Source organism: Shewanella sp. 5S214, assembly GCF_041439795.1.
GTDB lineage: Bacteria > Pseudomonadota > Gammaproteobacteria > Enterobacterales > Shewanellaceae > Shewanella > Shewanella vesiculosa.
Genome location: NZ_JBGOOV010000032.1, coordinates 1 through 18,173, shown reverse-complemented (window position 1 = coordinate 18,173; position 18,173 = coordinate 1). Strand labels below are relative to the sequence as shown.

The 18,173-nt window shown below is 39.5% G+C and carries 13 protein-coding genes; 5 read left to right on the top strand and 8 right to left on the bottom strand.

What is annotated here, in order from left to right; translation table 11 throughout:
- Window positions 1-69: 69 nt before the first annotated feature.
- Entirely contained in the window at window positions 70-1,785 is a 1,716-nt protein-coding gene (locus ACED29_RS18010; RefSeq protein ID WP_124017981.1) for a proline--tRNA ligase, read from the top strand.
- Window positions 1,786-1,845: 60 nt separating this feature from the next.
- Here ACED29_RS18010 and ACED29_RS18005 read toward each other — a convergent pair whose 3' ends face one another.
- Both ACED29_RS18005 and ACED29_RS18000 read right to left on the bottom strand, forming a co-directional pair.
- Window positions 1,846-3,210 (bottom strand): sensor histidine kinase, encoded by a 1,365-nt coding sequence (locus ACED29_RS18005; RefSeq protein ID WP_182723266.1) that lies wholly within the window; start codon window positions 3,208-3,210, stop codon window positions 1,846-1,848.
- 31 nt (window positions 3,211-3,241) lie between these two features.
- Window positions 3,242-4,783: a DUF3369 domain-containing protein gene (locus ACED29_RS18000; protein WP_124017979.1), complete on the bottom strand. Its 1,542-nt coding sequence runs from the start codon at window positions 4,781-4,783 to the stop codon at window positions 3,242-3,244.
- Window positions 4,784-5,125: 342 nt separating this feature from the next.
- On the opposite strand from ACED29_RS18000, the gene ACED29_RS17995 reads away from it, so the two are divergent.
- Together ACED29_RS17995 and ACED29_RS17990 are read left to right on the top strand one after the other, a co-directional pair.
- Window positions 5,126-6,253 carry a patatin-like phospholipase family protein gene (locus tag ACED29_RS17995; protein WP_371698293.1) on the top strand — a complete coding sequence of 376 codons (1,128 nt, stop codon included), beginning with the start codon at window positions 5,126-5,128 and terminating at the stop codon, window positions 6,251-6,253.
- A gap of 265 nt (window positions 6,254-6,518) precedes the next feature.
- Window positions 6,519-6,944: a copper resistance protein NlpE gene (locus tag ACED29_RS17990; RefSeq protein ID WP_371698291.1), complete on the top strand. Its 426-nt coding sequence runs from the start codon at window positions 6,519-6,521 to the stop codon at window positions 6,942-6,944.
- A 118-nt stretch (window positions 6,945-7,062) separates the two neighbouring features.
- Here ACED29_RS17990 and ACED29_RS17985 read toward each other — a convergent pair whose 3' ends face one another.
- A complete protein-coding gene (locus ACED29_RS17985) occupies window positions 7,063-7,200 on the bottom strand; it encodes a hypothetical protein (RefSeq protein WP_371698289.1) in 138 nt (45 codons plus the stop codon).
- Between the two features lie 269 nt (window positions 7,201-7,469).
- Between ACED29_RS17985 and ACED29_RS17980 the strand changes: the two genes are divergently transcribed.
- Entirely contained in the window at window positions 7,470-7,631 is a 162-nt protein-coding gene (locus ACED29_RS17980; RefSeq protein ID WP_124017976.1) for a small highly charged protein, read from the top strand.
- A gap of 166 nt (window positions 7,632-7,797) precedes the next feature.
- On the opposite strand, the gene ACED29_RS17975 is transcribed toward ACED29_RS17980, so the two are convergent.
- Window positions 7,798-9,195, bottom strand: coding sequence for a magnesium transporter (locus tag ACED29_RS17975; protein ID WP_124017975.1), 1,398 nt, complete (start codon window positions 9,193-9,195; stop codon window positions 7,798-7,800).
- Between the two features lie 151 nt (window positions 9,196-9,346).
- On the opposite strand from ACED29_RS17975, the gene ACED29_RS17970 reads away from it, so the two are divergent.
- A complete protein-coding gene (locus ACED29_RS17970) occupies window positions 9,347-9,832 on the top strand; it encodes a glutathione peroxidase (RefSeq protein WP_371698287.1) in 486 nt (161 codons plus the stop codon).
- A 1,880-nt stretch (window positions 9,833-11,712) separates the two neighbouring features.
- Here the strand turns inward: ACED29_RS17970 and ACED29_RS17965 are convergent.
- From ACED29_RS17965 to phoB, 4 genes are all read right to left on the bottom strand, one after another.
- The gene (locus ACED29_RS17965) at window positions 11,713-13,494 is read right to left on the bottom strand and encodes a M1 family metallopeptidase (protein ID WP_371698285.1); all 1,782 of its coding nucleotides are present in this window, start codon (window positions 13,492-13,494) and stop codon (window positions 11,713-11,715) included.
- Between the two features lie 615 nt (window positions 13,495-14,109).
- Complete coding sequence (locus tag ACED29_RS17960; RefSeq protein WP_124017972.1) at window positions 14,110-15,081, bottom strand: PstS family phosphate ABC transporter substrate-binding protein; 972 nt, start codon at window positions 15,079-15,081, stop codon at window positions 14,110-14,112.
- A 723-nt stretch (window positions 15,082-15,804) separates the two neighbouring features.
- Window positions 15,805-17,100 (bottom strand): phosphate regulon sensor histidine kinase PhoR, encoded by a 1,296-nt coding sequence (gene phoR / locus ACED29_RS17955; protein ID WP_124017971.1) that lies wholly within the window; start codon window positions 17,098-17,100, stop codon window positions 15,805-15,807.
- Window positions 17,101-17,274: 174 nt separating this feature from the next.
- The gene (gene phoB, locus ACED29_RS17950) at window positions 17,275-17,964 is read right to left on the bottom strand and encodes a phosphate regulon transcriptional regulator PhoB (protein WP_011638217.1); all 690 of its coding nucleotides are present in this window, start codon (window positions 17,962-17,964) and stop codon (window positions 17,275-17,277) included.
- Between the last annotated feature and the right edge of the window lie 209 nt (window positions 17,965-18,173).

Sequence of the window (18,173 nt, the reverse complement as noted above, 5' to 3'; positions counted from 1 at the left end):
AGCAGGTGACATCATTAATGCAGGTGCTAAAATGACGCTAATTCATAGCAACTATTTTGGACATTGGTAATGCGAGTTAGTAAGTACCTGCTTTCAACACAAAAAGAAACTCCTGCAAATGCAGAGGTGATTAGTCATCAGTTAATGTTACGTGCCGGTATGATCCGTCGCAATGCTTCAGGTCTCTACAGCTGGTTACCGTCAGGTTTACGTGTATTACGTAAAGTTGAAGCCATTGTTCGTGAAGAAATGAACAAAACAGGCGCTATCGAAATATTAATGCCATTAGTACAACCAGCTGATCTATGGGTTGAAACAGGCCGTTGGGATAAGTTTGGTCCTGAATTATTGCGTTTTCAAGACCGCAACAATCGTGATTTTGTATTGGGACCTACCCATGAAGAAGTGATCACCGATTTAGTCCGTAAAGAATTAAGTTCTTACAAGCAATTGCCGCTAACACTTTACCAAGTACAAACCAAATTCCGTGACGAAGTACGTCCACGTTTTGGTGTCATGCGCGCACGTGAATTCTTGATGAAAGATGCCTATTCTTTCCATTTAGATCAACAAACCATGGACAGCACTTACCATGCAATGCACACCGCATACAGCAATATTCTGACTCGTATGGGCTTATCATTCCGCCCAGTACTTGCAGACACTGGCTCTATTGGCGGTAGCATGTCGCATGAATTCCATGTACTGGCTAACAGCGGTGAAGATTTAATCGCTTATTCAACAGGTAGCGACTATGCCGCTAACATTGAAAAAGCTGAGGCAGCAATGCCAGCCGGCACACGTGCAGAGCCAACTCAAACAATGACGTTAGTGGATACACCTAACGCCAAAACAATTGCAGAATTAGTTGAACAATTTGATGTCGTTATCACTCAAACGGTTAAAACCTTAATCGTTAAAGGTGCAACGGAAGAAGCACCATTGGTAGCATTAGTTATTCGAGGCGATCATGAGCTTAACGAAATCAAAGCCGACAAGCTTGAATTAGTCGCTTCACCCTTTGAGTTTGCTTCAGAAGCGGAAATCCGCGCAGCCGTTGGCGCAGGGCCAGGCTCTATCGGGCCTGTAGGCTTAACGATGCCAATTATTATTGACCATAGTGTCACTGTAATGAGCGATTTTGCTGCCGGTGCTAACGTTGAAGATAAGCATTATTTTGGCATTAACTGGGAACGTGATTTACCTTTAATCACTTCAGCGGACATTCGTAATGTTGTTGAAGGTGAGTCAACGCCGGATGGCCTAGGCACCTATGCCATGGCTCGTGGTATTGAAGTGGGACATATCTTTCAACTTGGTACTAGCTATTCTAAAGCCATGAATGCCACTGTGTTAGATGAAAATGGTAAAGCACAAGTTCTATTGATGGGTTGTTATGGTGTCGGTGTAAGCCGTATTGTGGCGGCTGCCATTGAGCAAAATAACGATGACCGCGGCATTATTTGGCCAGAAGCTATCGCACCGTTTACGGTAGGTATTTTGCCAATGAACATGCATAAGTCACATCGTGTGGCCGACATTGCCGAAAAACTTTACCAAGACTTAGCTGATGCGGGTGTTGAAGTATTAATGGATGATCGTAAAGAGCGTCCAGGTGTTATGTTTGCCGACATGGAACTGATTGGCCTACCGCATGTTGTGGTGATTGGCGATCGCAATATCGATGCTGGGGTGTTTGAGTATAAAAACCGTCGCACAGGTGAGAAACAAGACATTCCATTTGATGAGATTGTGGCTTTCTTGACAAACGCAGCAAAAGGCTAGTTATTGATATAGCATGGAAAAAACGCACTTCGAGTGCGTTTTTTTATGATTAAATTCTCTTTAATCGAGATCTTTAATATAAATATCGACTTCAAAACCTTGATTAAGTTCTGAAACAATCTCAATCCTACCAGCCAATTTTTGTGTTACTAGGTTATGCACAATAGACATGCCTAAACCAGTACCGCCGACATTTCGTGCAGTGGTAAAGAATGGCTCAAAAATTTTACTTTTAACGTCTTTACTCAACCCTTTACCATTATCTTTATAGAACATTTTTATTTCATCGCCACACATCTCTGCGCCTAAGAGAATGCGTTTCTTGCCTGGAAATCCCTCAGGAAAAGCATGTCTAAAACAATTGGAGACTAAATTAGTAAAAATCTGCGCGATGGCACCAGGATAAGAATTAACAAACAGCTGTTGTTCTAATTGAATATTCAGCTCAATGCCTTGCTTACGAGTGAGTGGTCGTAATGGCGATGAAATCTGTTCTAAATACTCGGTTAAGTTAATATTTTCTTTCTCTATAACAAGTTGATCTGCCGCCGTGCGCTTAAAGTTATGTACCAATTCAGCGGCTCGCGACAAATTGCGTTCGACAAGATTAAGGCCGTCGGTCAGTGTGTCCATGAAATCAACAAACTTTTGTTCATCAAGATCTCCTGCCCCATAATACTTTTTGAGTTTATTGAGCTCATCAATACAATGACTGGTGGAGGTGACCGAAATACCTAGTGGGGTATTCACTTCATGCGCAACACCCGCAACGAGATTCCCCAATGCGGCTAATTTCTCATTTTCTATCAAGCTCGCTTGAGTTATCTGCAAGTTTTTGATGGCTCTTTTGAGTTCTGCTGTTCTTTTCTCAACTTGTGTTTCTAAAGCACTATTAATCGATTCAAGTTCAATTTGATAAGCTTTGACTTTTTTAGCATTGACTGCACGGCCATACAAATCGGCTAACGAACTCACGAATGCTTGTTCATCATAGGTCCAGTGCCTAATCTCACCTTTATGCTCACAACAAATAATCCCGATCATCTTACCCGCATGCCTAATAGGGCTGTCCAACATTGCGGTAATTGCGTTAGGGCGCAAATAGATATCAGCGAATTCGTATGTGGCTGGATCGGTCAAAGCATCACTGGCAGCAATAATTCTCTCTGTATCAAGAGCCTTAAAGTAACTGGGGAACTGGGATCGGGTTAAGGTAATATTATGTTGTTTGGTGTCATTATCGATTAATAAAAAACAATCAATTGACTGATTATCGTCAGTTAATAACCAAATACCGGCTCGACCTATATTCAGCCCACGACATACTGATTTAATAATCAAGGTTGACGCAAAATCTAAATCGCCCAAATCAATCAACTCAGACTGGCTGACTTCTAGCAATACCCGCTCACATATTGGATTCATATTAAATAGCTTAATCTGTTGGTATCAGTTATTAATCCGGCATTTCCTGTTGAATCTTCACAAACTGATTCAGTAATGCCAAACTTGCAGTGCACATAAGTGGATCAAATTGATTACCAGACTGCTCAATTAAATAATCTCTTACCTTTTCAGCGGGCCACGCCTCTTTATAACTACGTTTAGAAAGTAAGGCATCAATGACATCAACGATAGCCATGATTCGACCTTCAATAGGTATCTCATTACCCACTAAGCCACGAGGGTAGCCCTTACCATCCCAGCGTTCATGGTGGGTGTAGGCTATTCTCGCACCCATTTTGGCAATAATACGGTTTGATGCAGCAAGCAAGGCATAACCCTTTTCTGCATGAGTTTTCATTATTTCCCATTCGTCAGGAGTCAATTTAGCGGGTTTATGGAGAATACTCTCAGGAATACCGATTTTACCCACATCATGCAACGGAGCTGCATAACGAATTGTTTCAACAAAATCATCACTCATGCCAACATATTGAGCTAACATTTCGCTCATAACAGCGACACGCCTTACATGGGCACCGGTTTCTTTACTGCGCTGCTCAATGGCATCACCAATAATAAGGATTAGCTCACGTTGGGTTTGTTGGACATTTTCTTTGCTAGAAAGGTTTTCAAAAGTCAGGCTGACATTGGCGGCAAATAATTCTAGTATTCTGACTTGCAAAGGGGTTAATTCGGTATCATGTTGCAGATATAAGATACTCGTGACATCTAGGCCAAATTTATAAAATCCCACATAAATATTGTCATGAATAACCGACTTACCTAAGGTGATGGCTTCAATAATATACTCTTTAACTTCACCGGGCAGTGATTCGACATTATCTATCTCACGATAACTGACCAGACTGCCTGTTGCCGCAAGTAAATTCATCTGAGTATCTTGATACAAGTCTTCGCGAAAACTGGTCAGGTATAGCGCTGAATTACTTAAATTAAGCAATTGCAATGTCTGCTCGAGAACCGCGCTGCCGAAATTATGCAGGGTATGGCTTAACAAGACAGATGAAGAAGCTTGAATAACTTTCTCCATCCCTCGCTGACTTTGTTCAATCGTTTTAATATCTCGATATGAGCGTAACGATGTATAAACACATGATTTAAGCTTAGTCGAAGTTAACTCAGTTTTAGCCTTGTAGTCATTGATGTCAAACTCTCTAATGACCCTTTCTTCTGGTGCACAACCTGGCTGCCCCGTTCGAAGAATAATCCGCGTGCTGTGGTTGTTTAACTCATTACGGATACGCTCAACTAAATCAAGCCCCGCATGGTCATTTTCCATCACCACATCGATAAATGCGAGTGCGATATCAGGCTCATCACGTAGTAGAGCAAAGCCCTCTTTAGCAGTAAAGCTGGAGTAGAAAGCGAGCTTTTTACCGTCAAATTCGAAATGACCCAAGGCAAACTTAGTCACATCATGGATGCCAATTTCATCATCGATAATAGCAATTTTCCAAGGCGAAAGTCTGATAGCCTTATTGATTGAATCGTTATCAACCGATACTTCTGATTTTGTCTTAAACAGTGCCACATGCCATCCTTAAAATTGAATTACCAATTGAATACTAGCTAAAAATCAACGAGTGGCCATTTTTAAAATCAACATCTTAGACCATAAAAACATCATCAATCATGACATGTAGCTAACATTAATAATACATATACGAGCAAAAAAACACCTTAGATCTTATCTAGTATTAATCTGGATATTTTTTTATGCAATAAATACTCATCGTTATGTCTTATGGCGAATGTTTTAAGCAGATTAAAGTATAGACAATAAATAGCATAGTCGACTTATTGACAACTGGTATATAACATTAAAACCACTCATACTAGAAATTCGTCCATCAAAAAGATTAAGGGATAAAGCTTGTCAATATCAACAGCATTGGTATTAGGTGGTGGTGGTGCTAGAGCGGCATATCAAATAGGGGTATTAAAAGCCCTAGTACAGTTTTATCCCCGCAACCATCATGTTCCATTTGATATAATTTGCGGTACATCCGCTGGAGCCATTAATGCAACGTCCCTGGCCACCCACGCATCTTGCTTCCATTTAGGCATAAAAAAACTGGATTGGGTGTGGCGCCATTTTGAAACCCATCAGGTTTATCGGGCATCGATTGCGCAAGTGTTGAGGCATTTGGGAAAAATGGCAATTAAAGGCCTCCAAGACGATAAAGTAAACCCGGATGCTGGCAGCCTACTCGATAATCAGCCATTACGACATTTGTTGAATAAACTGATTGATTTTAAAAGAATTGATCGCAATATCTGTAATAAAGCACTCAAAGCTGTCAGTATCGATTGCTCGTGCTACAACAATTCACGATCATATAGCTTCTATCAAGGTAATGATCACATTGACGATTGGCAACGTGCTAGACGCGTTGGTATCCGAAGTTTATTGCACACTGAACACCTGCTAGCAAGCTCTGCAATCCCAATGGTATTTCCATCAATTAAACTTAATCAGGCCTATTATGGTGATGGTTCTGTCCATCAATTATCGCCATTATCAAGTCCGATCCACCTTGGTGCGAGTAAAATATTTGTGATTAATTTAGACAGTCCTCACAAACACTTCCCCATCGAATTTGAATATCATCCAAAAACGGCAACCATTGCTGGTCATTTATTAGATACGATTTTCTCGGACACCTTAAACAGTGACTTAGAACGTTTACAGCGGGTCAATAACACCTTATCAATGATATCCGCCACAGATCGTGAGACATTAAACTTACGCCATATTGATACCTTAGTGATTAAACCAAGCCAAGATTTAAGTCGCATTGCAGAGCGATTTTATGATGACATGCCGTTTGCCATCAAAACGTTATTAAAATTTTTCGGCATTAATCGACAATCAGATTCAAGTATTGTGTCATACCTGTTATTCGAAAAAACCTATACTAGTACCTTGATAGACTTAGGCTATCAGGATGCAATGGACAGAATTGACGAGATAAAACAATTTTTTGACATCAAAACATAAATTTAACGTTAGGGCTCAAAATTTATGATATATCTATAGATAAGCTAACCACATCGGTCGATGTTAAAACGAGAAGTATACTCTGTGCACCACTGCTAAAATGGGTCTTGAGATACCGATTGAACATAAATTAAATCGTGAATATTGCAATATTCATGATGGTAAATAGTACTCTTGTAGATGGCATATTTTTAACTTAACAAGAATCACCCCAGAACTGCCGAGCGTCATATACACGACAATTTTGTATCTAAAAGGATTTTAGATGAAAAATGTATGGTTGATATTCATACTAATAATACTTGGCTGCGGCCAACAAGACACTTCTAATATTGATACCACAACAAGCAGTAAAACAGACTTGCAATGGCAAGGTGTATACCATGGAATATTTCCATGCCCAAGCTGTGATGGTATGGACACCACACTAGAACTTATCAAACCAAACAAATACACCATCTATACTGTCCGTTTAGGCACTGATAACATTCCCTTTCAAGGAAGCGGTACCTTTAAATGGGATAAAACCGGTAATATTATTATCTTAGACCGTGGTCATATTTACCGTGTTTATTCAGATCACTTATACCTATTAGATGTTAAATCCCGGCGGATTAAAGGAGCTGATGCACAGCGATATAGAGTTAATAAAATTCAAGCATTAGATCAGCAAACAACAACCACAGAATAATTTCATAACGCTTGTGATACTCAGAGTGATTAGGCTTAATTTGGCATTCAATAATGATTGACGCTGTTGCGCACAATCTATGAAAACAGTGTTCACAAAAACAATGATCTGCTATTTACTATTGGCGCAATGCACTTACATGCTCTTGATAAGCGTTTACCCAAGCAATAACAACAGCAGCATCAGTAATAAGCTTTTTTGCATCGGCTGATTGACTCTCGCCTATAACATCAAAACAATGTGTATTAATCATCACAAGACCTCCATTTAGCGCGCTAGACAGCCATGTATCACTGATCATTGCTATAGCAAAACCTTGGTAACTGTAATTAACACTTTGTCTGCATGAACTCGTACAAAGAAAAGATGATTTATTTTTAGCAAAGATTCAATTGTCATCTCAATGTCATTTTCACGTGCAATAATTTTTACCATCAAGGATGAAATATTTCGCTTTAGCTTATTATTAACTTTAGGTAAAAAGAGGCTGTACCAACAGAGGTACAGTTATCTGGAATGTTGAAAATGTCACACTCATTTGAATTTGATGAAGATGATGCGCCATGGGGCGATAACATCAAGGGAAAACCGAAGTCGAAAAAAGTAAAACAGCGCCGCCGAGATACTAAACGACGTTACTTTGACGATAATGCTGAAACGGAGTTTGCACCTGCTAAGTGGAAGTAATTTATCAGGATTTTCTCATCAAGTTTAAAAAGCAAGTTGCCTGAAACTTGCTTTTTTATTGGCTAAAAAAAATGGCCTTGAGCAATTCAAGACCATTTAGACAAACTAATTTATTGTGGATGTTCATGCTGTAAAACGTGAGCAATCAGTGATTAGAGTATTTCTGTTACAGGTACAGTATGGTCGCTAATCCCAAGAAGGTAAAAAAACCTACTACGTCGGTCACAGTGGTAAGAATAACCGATCCCGATAAAGCCGCATCTTGATTAAAACGCTGTAAAATCATCGGTACCATCACCCCGGCAATAGCAGCAACCGCCATATTGATTAAAATTGCACAAGCAATAACAATACCCATGATCGTATCGTCAAACCACCAACCCGCAATGATACCAATGACAATTGACCATAGCATGCCATTAAGCGCACCGATCCCTAGCTCATTTTTCATCAACGACATGACGTTACCAGCTGAAATTTGACCCATTGCCATACCACGGATCATCAGCGTTAATGATTGGCTCCCCGCAATCCCCCCCATTGATGCCACAATAGGCATCAATACCGCTAATGCAACAACCTGCGACAATACATTCTCAAATAAACCAATGGTAGCAGAAGCTAAAAATGCGGTAAGTAAGTTAATCCCTAGCCACACGGCACGACGTTTGGCACCAATGACAATTGGAGCAAATAAATCGTCGTGTTCATCCATACCTGCGGTTGCCATTAGTTGTGCTTCATAATGTTCACGCACTAAGGCTGTCGCTGTTCGTAATGTCATGCGGCCAATCAATATACCGTCTTCATCAACAACCGGTAATTCAAGCTCACGACTATGCTCAATCGCTTCGGCGGCTTCAATTAAAGATGAATCGGCGGAGATAACTCGGCTGTCATCCCATTTTAAGACGTGCAGTTGAGTGTCAAGATCTGCCGTTCTGAATACGTCATAACGCCGCACTGTTCCTAAATATTTATCGTTACTATCGACCAAAAATAGGTGGTCATTACAATCTAAATCGATTCGACGAAAAAAACGTTGTCCTTGTGCGACGGTAGAATTAAGACTTAATGCCAGCATCTGGTGATCAGCATAACGACCGATTTCATTTTCAGAATATTGATCATACAGTTCGAAGTGCTTACGCTGACGCTCGCCCATCTGAGCCAATGCACGATCAGTAATATTGTCAGGTAACGAATCACTCCACTCAATAAGATCTTCAGGACTTAATTGAGAAAAGAGTAAGTCTAATTCCTCGTCGGGCATTTTCTTTACAATGCCTAAACGAGGATCGGCGCGCATTAAGTTTAAAACGTCGACACGTTCTTCAACATCAACTTGCTGCCAGCGTTCATAACGCTCATCCAGTGGTAACGATTCGAGTAATAGAGCAATGGTGCCCGGCTCGGCTTCAGTTAAGATCTCACTGAACATTTCAGCCTGCTCATCACCTTCTGCTTCAGTTAACAAATGTACCACTTGGCTGACATCTGCTTGTGGTTGCGAACTGGTGTCGATTTCATCTTCAGAGTTAAGTTCGTTCTTTACATCATTCATAAGCCCGTCCTTAATTCTTAGTAGTAAAATATGCGCAAACTATATTGAAATTAGTATTGATAAGCAAACAGATAAATTAAATTGCCCACAACTTAATTGCCAACTAATCATGTTTATAATATAGTCTATCTTTCATATAAAGGAGCATCAGATGACGGCAGCAATTTATTCTATTAGCGTAAAAGATATTCAAGGCAAAGACCTTGTCATGGAGCAGTTTAAAGATAAGGTCTTGCTTATTGTTAACACGGCAAGTAAATGTGGATTTACTACGCAATACAAAGCACTTGAGGATTTATATCAGCAATATAAAGATAGAGGTTTAGTTATCTTAGGCTTTCCTTGTAATCAATTTGGTAAACAAGAACAAGGTAACGAAGATGAGATCAGCCAATTTTGCCAACTAAATTTTGGCGTAACATTTCCACTGTTTAGCAAAATTGAAGTTAATGGTAATAACAGTCATCCTTTGTACCAACATCTTAAAAAGTCTGCCAAAGGTCTTTTAGGGAGTGAATCTATTAAATGGAACTTCACTAAGTTTTTAGTTGATAAACAAGGAAATATCCTTGAGCGCTATGCGCCAACCACTAAGCCAGAAGAGCTTACTACTATTATTGAAAAGCTTCTCAGTTAATCAGCACCACAGATGCTCGAATATTATCATTGCGTGTGCAATAAGTGTTTACGCTAGGCGATTAATATCATATTAATCGCCTTACTGTTACCAAGAAGACAGAAATAAATTGACGCGTTAGATCCCTTTGCAATGTTTAAATTTAACCATCAAATTTAAATCTCAAAAACAGCAAAAATAATACAAACCTAAGCTACTGATAGTTATAAAATATAAAATTTATATCTTTATTTCGATAAAAAATTGTATTTAGATTGAACTTTTTAACCATCAGGTACTCAAACTTAGTAACAGTGATATTCACTTTTGTTCATCATCTCCCTGGGACTTCTAGCGCGGTCCCCTTGATCGCTAAGTCGATCGATAGGCAATCATTTGATTGCCTTTTTTTATGTTTGTTAAACACATCATTCACTCTGGATTACATGACCTCATTATCCTGATATAAGCTTATTTGCCGCTAATCTTAGTTACCGGCTTTGCGCGGTAAACGTTAACGAAATCTTACTCAGCAATTATTTTTAAATTTTTTTGTCATTGAGTGAACTTTTACCAATCCCCCTAGTCAGAATATATGTAACCAGTAAGGAGACAAACTCGTTAAACCGTTCTCCAATGTTTAGTTTGTATTTACTTGTTACAACAGCTTTATGTGTATTGTTCATCATCATCCCTATTTGGCGAGTATTAACACGCTAGCGCACCGTTAATCACAACCCACAAAGAACGACTTAGGCAACCATATTGGTTGCCATTTTTTTAGCTTATATTTGCCAATAATCTTTATCTGTTGGCATCACATCGACTCCTTCCTGAGCATACACAATAGTTTAAAAGTAGCTTATGAGACCAGACCCAGCTAAAGCGCTAAAAACCAACCTATTGATAAACTAAATAAAAAAAATCACTCATTGCATAATATAAACGCTATATACTCATGATCTTTGGCTATTATCCCCAAAGATATACGCTGAAGAGACCCAAAATATGACTCTGATAAATTAAATTCAAAAAAATCGTTTTTTCAGTGAACTTTCCTGATGACAGCCAGTCTTATTAATTGTACGGAGTAAGATATAGTTTAAGTAAGTGCAGCATAATGAGTTAGCTTCTTCATCAGCGTTAATTGATTATTGCTAAATTATTGACATCACTTATCACAAGTTTTTAGTTAGGATTATTACTGCTATACCGTTTTATGTTCATCATCATCCCTATTTAGGCAGTATTAACACGCTAGCGCACCGTTAATTACGACCTACAAAGAACGACTTAGGCAACCACATTGGTTGCCATTTTTTTGCCATTAATGTGTGAAATCCTTTTACACATGGTATTGATCATCCGCCCAAAGAATTGAGCAGCATCAATAATGCTAATAGCTCAACAATCCCAAACGAGTTAGGTTAAGTTTTGATCTCTAATGGCGCAGTTATGAGCAAAATACTGACTTCACTCCGATACAGGCTCACTCAAAAGAGATCAGCATCTGTGCAAAAGTCCATCGATAACTGAAGCGATTTATCTCACGCAAAATAAATTCAAAAAAATCATTTTTTCAGTGAACTTTCCTGATTATGCCCAGTCTTATTAATTGTACGGATAAAATGTAGTTTCAAATGATTGCCATATAATGAGTTAATCTTCATCCCCCGAGTTAATTGATTATACGGCTAAATGATTCACACGGCTTATGCCATACGCCAGTTTAGATTAAGTTATTGCAACACAGTTTATTGTTCATCATCATCCCTATTGGGAAGTATTAACACGCTAGCGCACCGTTAATAACAACCCGCAAAGCATTATTTTGGCAGCCAATATGGCTGCCATTTTTTTTATCATTTTTTGACAAAACAACGCAACAAAAAGGTTAATACTTATATTATCAGTAGTTTGTCTAGCTGTACTTGAAGAGAAGGATGATAGCCAGGGCGCGCTTTTGCATAAATATCGAGTAATTCTTGTTGGTAACCGGCTATTTGTAACTCAACAAACAAGGGTCTAACAAATTTGCCTCGACCTATACGGCATAGGTAGCCACTTAATGCAGGTAACACAGGATCAAAATGATTACGGATGGCAACTCGATACCAATCACAGGCTATTTCGGCATTCAGGCTATTTGTTAACGTAAATGTAGCGTCTAAATCTAATAATACCGCTTGGCTGACCACTAAAGGTAATTGGGTGAGGAAATACTGCCAGTGGTGAACTCGCCACCCATCGACCTGTAACTCAATTGCAGGAGTACCTTTAATAATAGCCTCAACGGCTAACTCAACTTTATCTAAACTGCTTGAGGTTGGACCGATAAACCATTGAGGTAATCCTTGTCCATACACCCACTCGTTAAGCTCTGATAACGTTAACTTATCATGATATTCCACCAACAGCGTTTGCTTGGCATAATCAATAAATGTTTCAGTGGTAATGGCGCTAAACGAAAAATAATCGACATATTGAAATAGGAACTTATCGAATGACGCTCGGCCTAATCGACTTTCAAGCTCATGCACAAACATCGATGCTTTATCGTAGGTAAAGCGATTAAATGCCAGATTAGGATCGCGACCTTGCACATTGGCAGGTAGAGTTTGACTGACTAAGGGAGTAGATCCCATTTCCTCTTGCAAACGTCCGTACTCGATAACCCATTCGAGTTCTGCCTGCTCTTCGCCATAAACCGCTTCTACAATACGATTAGTAAAATAAGTGGTAAATCCCTCATTGAGCCATAAATCTCGCCAAGTTGCATTACTGACTAAATTACCCGTCCAAGAATGAGCTAATTCGTGAGCAACAGTTGAAACAAGACTTTTATCGCCAGCAATTAATGTCGGGGTCATAAACGCTAACATGGGATTTTCCATGCCACCAAATGGAAAGCTTGGTGGCAAAATAATCATGTCAAAGCGGCCCCAAGCATAAGGACCTAATATGGACTCAGCGATTTGGATCATCGACTCGGTATCTTCAAATTCTTTGACAGCCGCAGCAAGCATGCCGGGTTCAGTATAAATACCACTTCTGGGACCCGTTGCTTGGAAGCTTAGCTCTCCAACCGCTATTGCGAGTAAATGTGTCGGGATCGGTTTATTCATGCAAAATGTAAATACACCATCATCTGGCATCTCAGGGATATTTTCGGCACTCATTACCGCACGTAAACCCTGAGGCACATTGATGGTTGCCTTAAAGGTTATTCGTGCTTTTGGGGTATCTTGCAAAGGTATCCAGCTACGCGCGTTGATGGGCTGTGATTGGCTAAATAGGTAAGGTAATTTTTTACCTAAGGTTTGTTGCGGTGTAAGCCATTGAAGCCCTTGAGCGTTTGTGGATGTACGATAATCAATCACCACCTCATCGACTTGCTCCCCAACATCTATCACCAGCTTTTGACCGAGTATGTCACTCACATCACTCATAGTATACGACAACGGATTAGCCTGACTGTCGGTGATACCTTGTATGAGTAAATCTCGGCAATCTAACACTAATGAGACTGCCGATATGGTGCACGTAAATTGCAATCGGGCAACGCCGATAAGTTGCTGTAAGTCAAAATCAACCACGAGATTAAGATCAAGATGATGCACACATAAAGCATCCGTATTGGCGCTTGAATGGTAATCGTGTTGTACGTTCCATTTTGCAGTCACAAAAAACCCTTACTTGGCAGAGAAACATCAAATCCAGTAACGATAATAGCATTAGCATCATCAAAATGTGCCGTATTGGGTCAGAGAGGAATATCGATCACAGGAAAAGCAAAATAATAAGCTATCAATTTAGACTTGATGTTTGCCATGCGACTAATGGCATAAACCTAAAACATAACGCGAAGTAAAACACATTCACAATGTATGCCTTAATGTATTTCGGGTAAAAGACGAATAAAGCGCCAGAAACCAGAAAAATCTAACTAGATAATAATGAATGCAAATCATTAAAAAATAAAACGTTTTAATCTCACATCTTATTTTGCCAATCTTATTTTTATATAAAAATGCATTTTTTTAGTATCATCGGGAACTAACTCGTAAATGATGAGTCATATTATATGAACCGAATTTGAATTACTTTTTATGTACCAAGTAGCTTCTTATTGTTCATCATCATTCTCCTATTCGATAGTTGTAAAAATCTATCAACAGCATTGCCCTTAGCAATAGCAGCAACCTCTTAGTTAGGTTGCTTTTTTTTATATTTTTTTAACGTTAAAAAACAAAAAAGGCCTCAAAGAGGCCTTTTTTAGTTTACTGAAAGTGAGTTAACTAAAGCGTAATACCGACTTTCTCTAAATCTTTTGAAATCACAGATGTTGGTAATGGAACATAACCATCTTTCTCAACAATTTGCTGACCTTGCTTAGACAATACGAAGCGTAAGAATTCACGATCCATTGGCGATAGGTCTTTATTAGGATGCTTGTTCACGTAAACATATAAGTAACGTGATAGTGGGTAAGTACCATCTGCTGCGTTGGCTGCTGATGCTTCGATAAACTTATCACCTTTCTTAGAGATAGCTACCGCTTTTACGCCCGCTGTTTTATAACCAATACCAGAGTAACCAATGGCATTAAGTGACTGAGAAACAGACTGAACTACAGAAGCAGAACCTGGTTGCTCGTTCACGTTTGCACGGAAGTCACCTTTACATAATGCTTTTTCTTTAAAGTAACCGTAAGTACCAGATACTGAGTTACGACCGTAAAGCTGAACGTCTTTAGCTGCCCAGTTGCCGTCTAAACCAGCATCGCCCCAACGGTTGATTTCTTTACCGCCACACTTGTGTGTAGAAGAGAAGATAGCATCAATTTGTTCAATGCTTAAACCTGTAATTGGGTTATCTTTGTGTACGAATACAGCTAAAGCATCGATAGCAACACGAACCGCTGTTGGCTTATAACCGAAATGCTTTTCAAATGCTTCAACTTCGTTAGGCTTCATTTTGCGGCTCATAGGACCGAATTGAGAAGTACCTTCAGTTAATGCTGGTGGCGCAGTTGAAGAACCCGCTGCTTGGATTTGGATATTAACGTTTGGATAGATGTGTTTAAACTCTTCAGCCCATAACGTCATCATGTTTGCTAATGTATCAGAGCCAACAGAAGACAAGTTACCAGAAACACCACTTGTTTTTTCATATGATGGTAAAGTTGGATCTATAGCAGCCATAGATGCTGCTGAGAATACGCCAGCGGCTGTAAGAGTAATTGCGCCGACAAGTTTTTTCAGTTTCATTGTAATGCTCCAGAATTAAGCGTACTAAGTTTTTAAAACGTAGTCAGTATCGACCTCATTGATGACAAGTCTATGACGTTGATGTGACAGTTAGATGACACAAGGTTCAAAAGTATTACATGAACAAAAACAAAAAATAAATAATTTAATATCAAACACTTAAAAACAATGCGAATATAAATTTGCCTGTGAAATAATAAACAATAGCCAATTCCAGCTTAACTAAATTAACTACTTGTCACAATAATGCTGACAAGACAAGCTTATGACACAAAATTACCCCGCATAAGTTTATCTCACTTAAGAAGTGTATAACGGCCTAAACTCACCGAAGAAGGCAAACGCTGAGTCGATTGATACACTTTAGCGAGCTTAAAATGATAAATTAAGCCTTAATCACTTACTGGCAAGGTTTATAACCTATATGTCACAGTATCATGACGGGTATTCTTGTTGTCGGTTGTTAGCGATTGTTATCCCTTGTTGTTAGCGCTTAATGATAGCTAATGCCACACAGACAGCTAACATGTTTGATAATGCAAAGATAAACTAGATAGATATATGTGTTCAGCTTACGAGAGTCAACTTGTTCAAGCCTACTTGGTAAGCGGTCTTTCGCAACACAAGTGTGCCTGAGTCATATCAGTCAATCTCAACTAAGATTAGCCAAAATTAAGTCATAAAAAAACAGCATAAATGCTGTTTTTTTATTAATGACTGCAACTATTGCCGCACTAACAAATGAGATGGAATGATAAAACTGAAGATACTGCCTTTGCCATACTCGCTGGTAACGTTAAGCTCGGTGTGATGATGGTTTAAAGCGTGCTTTGCAATAGCTAACCCCAAGCCTGTGCCACCGGTTTTACTCGAGCGAGCATTATCGACCCGATAAAAGCGTTCAGTTAAGCGATTAATATGTTGCGGCGCGATGCCAACACCGGAATCTTTAACCGAAAAAAGTGCGCCAGTTGCCACACTTCGCCACGATACCGCAATCGTCCCCCCAGGAGAGGTGTAGCGAATTGCATTTGAGATTAAATTTGAGCAAGCACTGCGTAATTGCAACTCATTACCATGAGTATTCAACCCAGCTTCACAATTAAACACTAAGGTATATTCGGTACCAGCAAGAGCTTTAGCTTCTTCTTTAAGAATATCCATCATCAACGTCATATTGACGATTTTCGATAAATCGAGATCGACAGCATCTTCAATACGTGACAATGCCAACAACTGCTCAACCATCGACTGCATTCGAGTTGTTTGTTGTTGCATTAGTGATAATGGTTTTTGGTTAGGTGAATTTGCATCCTCCATGCTTTGCATGATTTCTAAATAACCTTGCAATACCGTTAATGGCGTTTTCAATTCATGGGACACGTTAGCCACAAAATCTTTACGCATGCCTTCTAATTGATGTATTCGGGTAACGTCTCGAGCGATTAGCAGCAACTGACGATCACCATAGCTCATGACTCGAATCTCAAGTAAACGCTTATCTGAGACAGGAGACGGAATTTCTAATGGTTCGTTATATTGGGCATCTTTTAAATAAACTGAAAAATCAGGATGGCGGATTAGGTTATCTATTCTCTGGCCATTATCTTGAGGCCAAACAAATCCTAAGATTAGCTGAGCCAATTTGTTGCACCATAAAATATTATGCTCGGCATCCAGAACAACGGCAGCATCAGGTAATGCTTCAGCTCCTTGGCGAAAGCGGCCCAATAAGGTAGCAAGTTGACCTACACGACGACGATTTTTTCCTTGTAAACGATAAAGACCATTAAACACCCCTTCCCAACTTCCTCTACCTTGAGGAGGTGTAAGCTTTTTATCTTTCCATAGCCAGAAATTTAACCGAGCGATTTGGCGATAGTGCCACACGAGCAATACAATTGTCCCCGTAAGCATAACGCCGACAACATGGTCAAATAAAGCCCCGACCAGCATAAATAGAACAAGCAACATCGCTAAGCGAAAAAATAAGCGATATCCAGAATACGAGATAAACATAGGCTACCTAAATTCGAAAGTAACGCCGCCAACACATTCAGTGCCGTTACTGATTATTAGGGCTAACAACGAAGCACAAGATAGCCTAAAAAGGCTATTATGGCTAGACAGCAAAAAAAGCGTTTCTAAAAGCTCTGTCTAGCATGACAAAACTTTTAGCGCTGCCAATACGAATTACATTCTGGTTGAAAATCGGTAACCTGCACCGCGAACAGTTTGGATCAATTTATCGTGTCCACCCTCTTCGACCGCTTTTCGTAAGCGTCTGATGTGAACATCGACAGTGCGATCTTCAACATACACGTTGGTGCCCCACACGTTATCTAGTAACTGCTCTCTGCTGTAAACTCGCTCTGGATGGGTCATAAAGAAATGCAATAAACGAAACTCAGTCGGCCCCATATCGAGCACAGCATCACCGACAGTCACCCTATGACTGACAGGATCAAGTTGCAGTCCTTGCACATCAATAGTCTCTTCTAACCGAGTTGGTGCACTTCTACGCAAAACGGCTTTAATGCGAGCGACGAGTTCTTTAGGTGAAAAAGGTTTAGTTATATAGTCATCAGCGCCGACTTCAAGGCCTTTGACTTTATCTTCCTCTTCTCCACGTGCTGTCAGCATAATAATTGGGATCTGACGAGTAAATTCATCTTGCTTTAAACGTTTAGCTAATTGAATGCCACTGCCACCAGGGAACATCCAGTCTAATAAAATTAAATCTGGGTATGGCTCTTTAAGCAACTCAATCGCCGAATCAAAATCTTCAGCAGCAGCTGTCGTAAAACCATGTTGATCCATCACAAATGTCAGCATCTCACGGATTGCTGATTCATCTTCTACTATTAAAATCCTAGCTGTCATATTGGGTTTCTACGTTAATTTGCCACGGGACTATTATTGGACATTTTTGTTACAGATTTATGATATAACGCTTGATTCTGGCATTAAATACGCCATTTTGTCATAAAAAATTCATTACTGTTATTTAGATATAACAAAAAAGGGCTTAAAGCCCTAATGCCGTTCACTTAAGGTGAGCGGCATTTTTTCTTTTTGCTACAGGATACTTA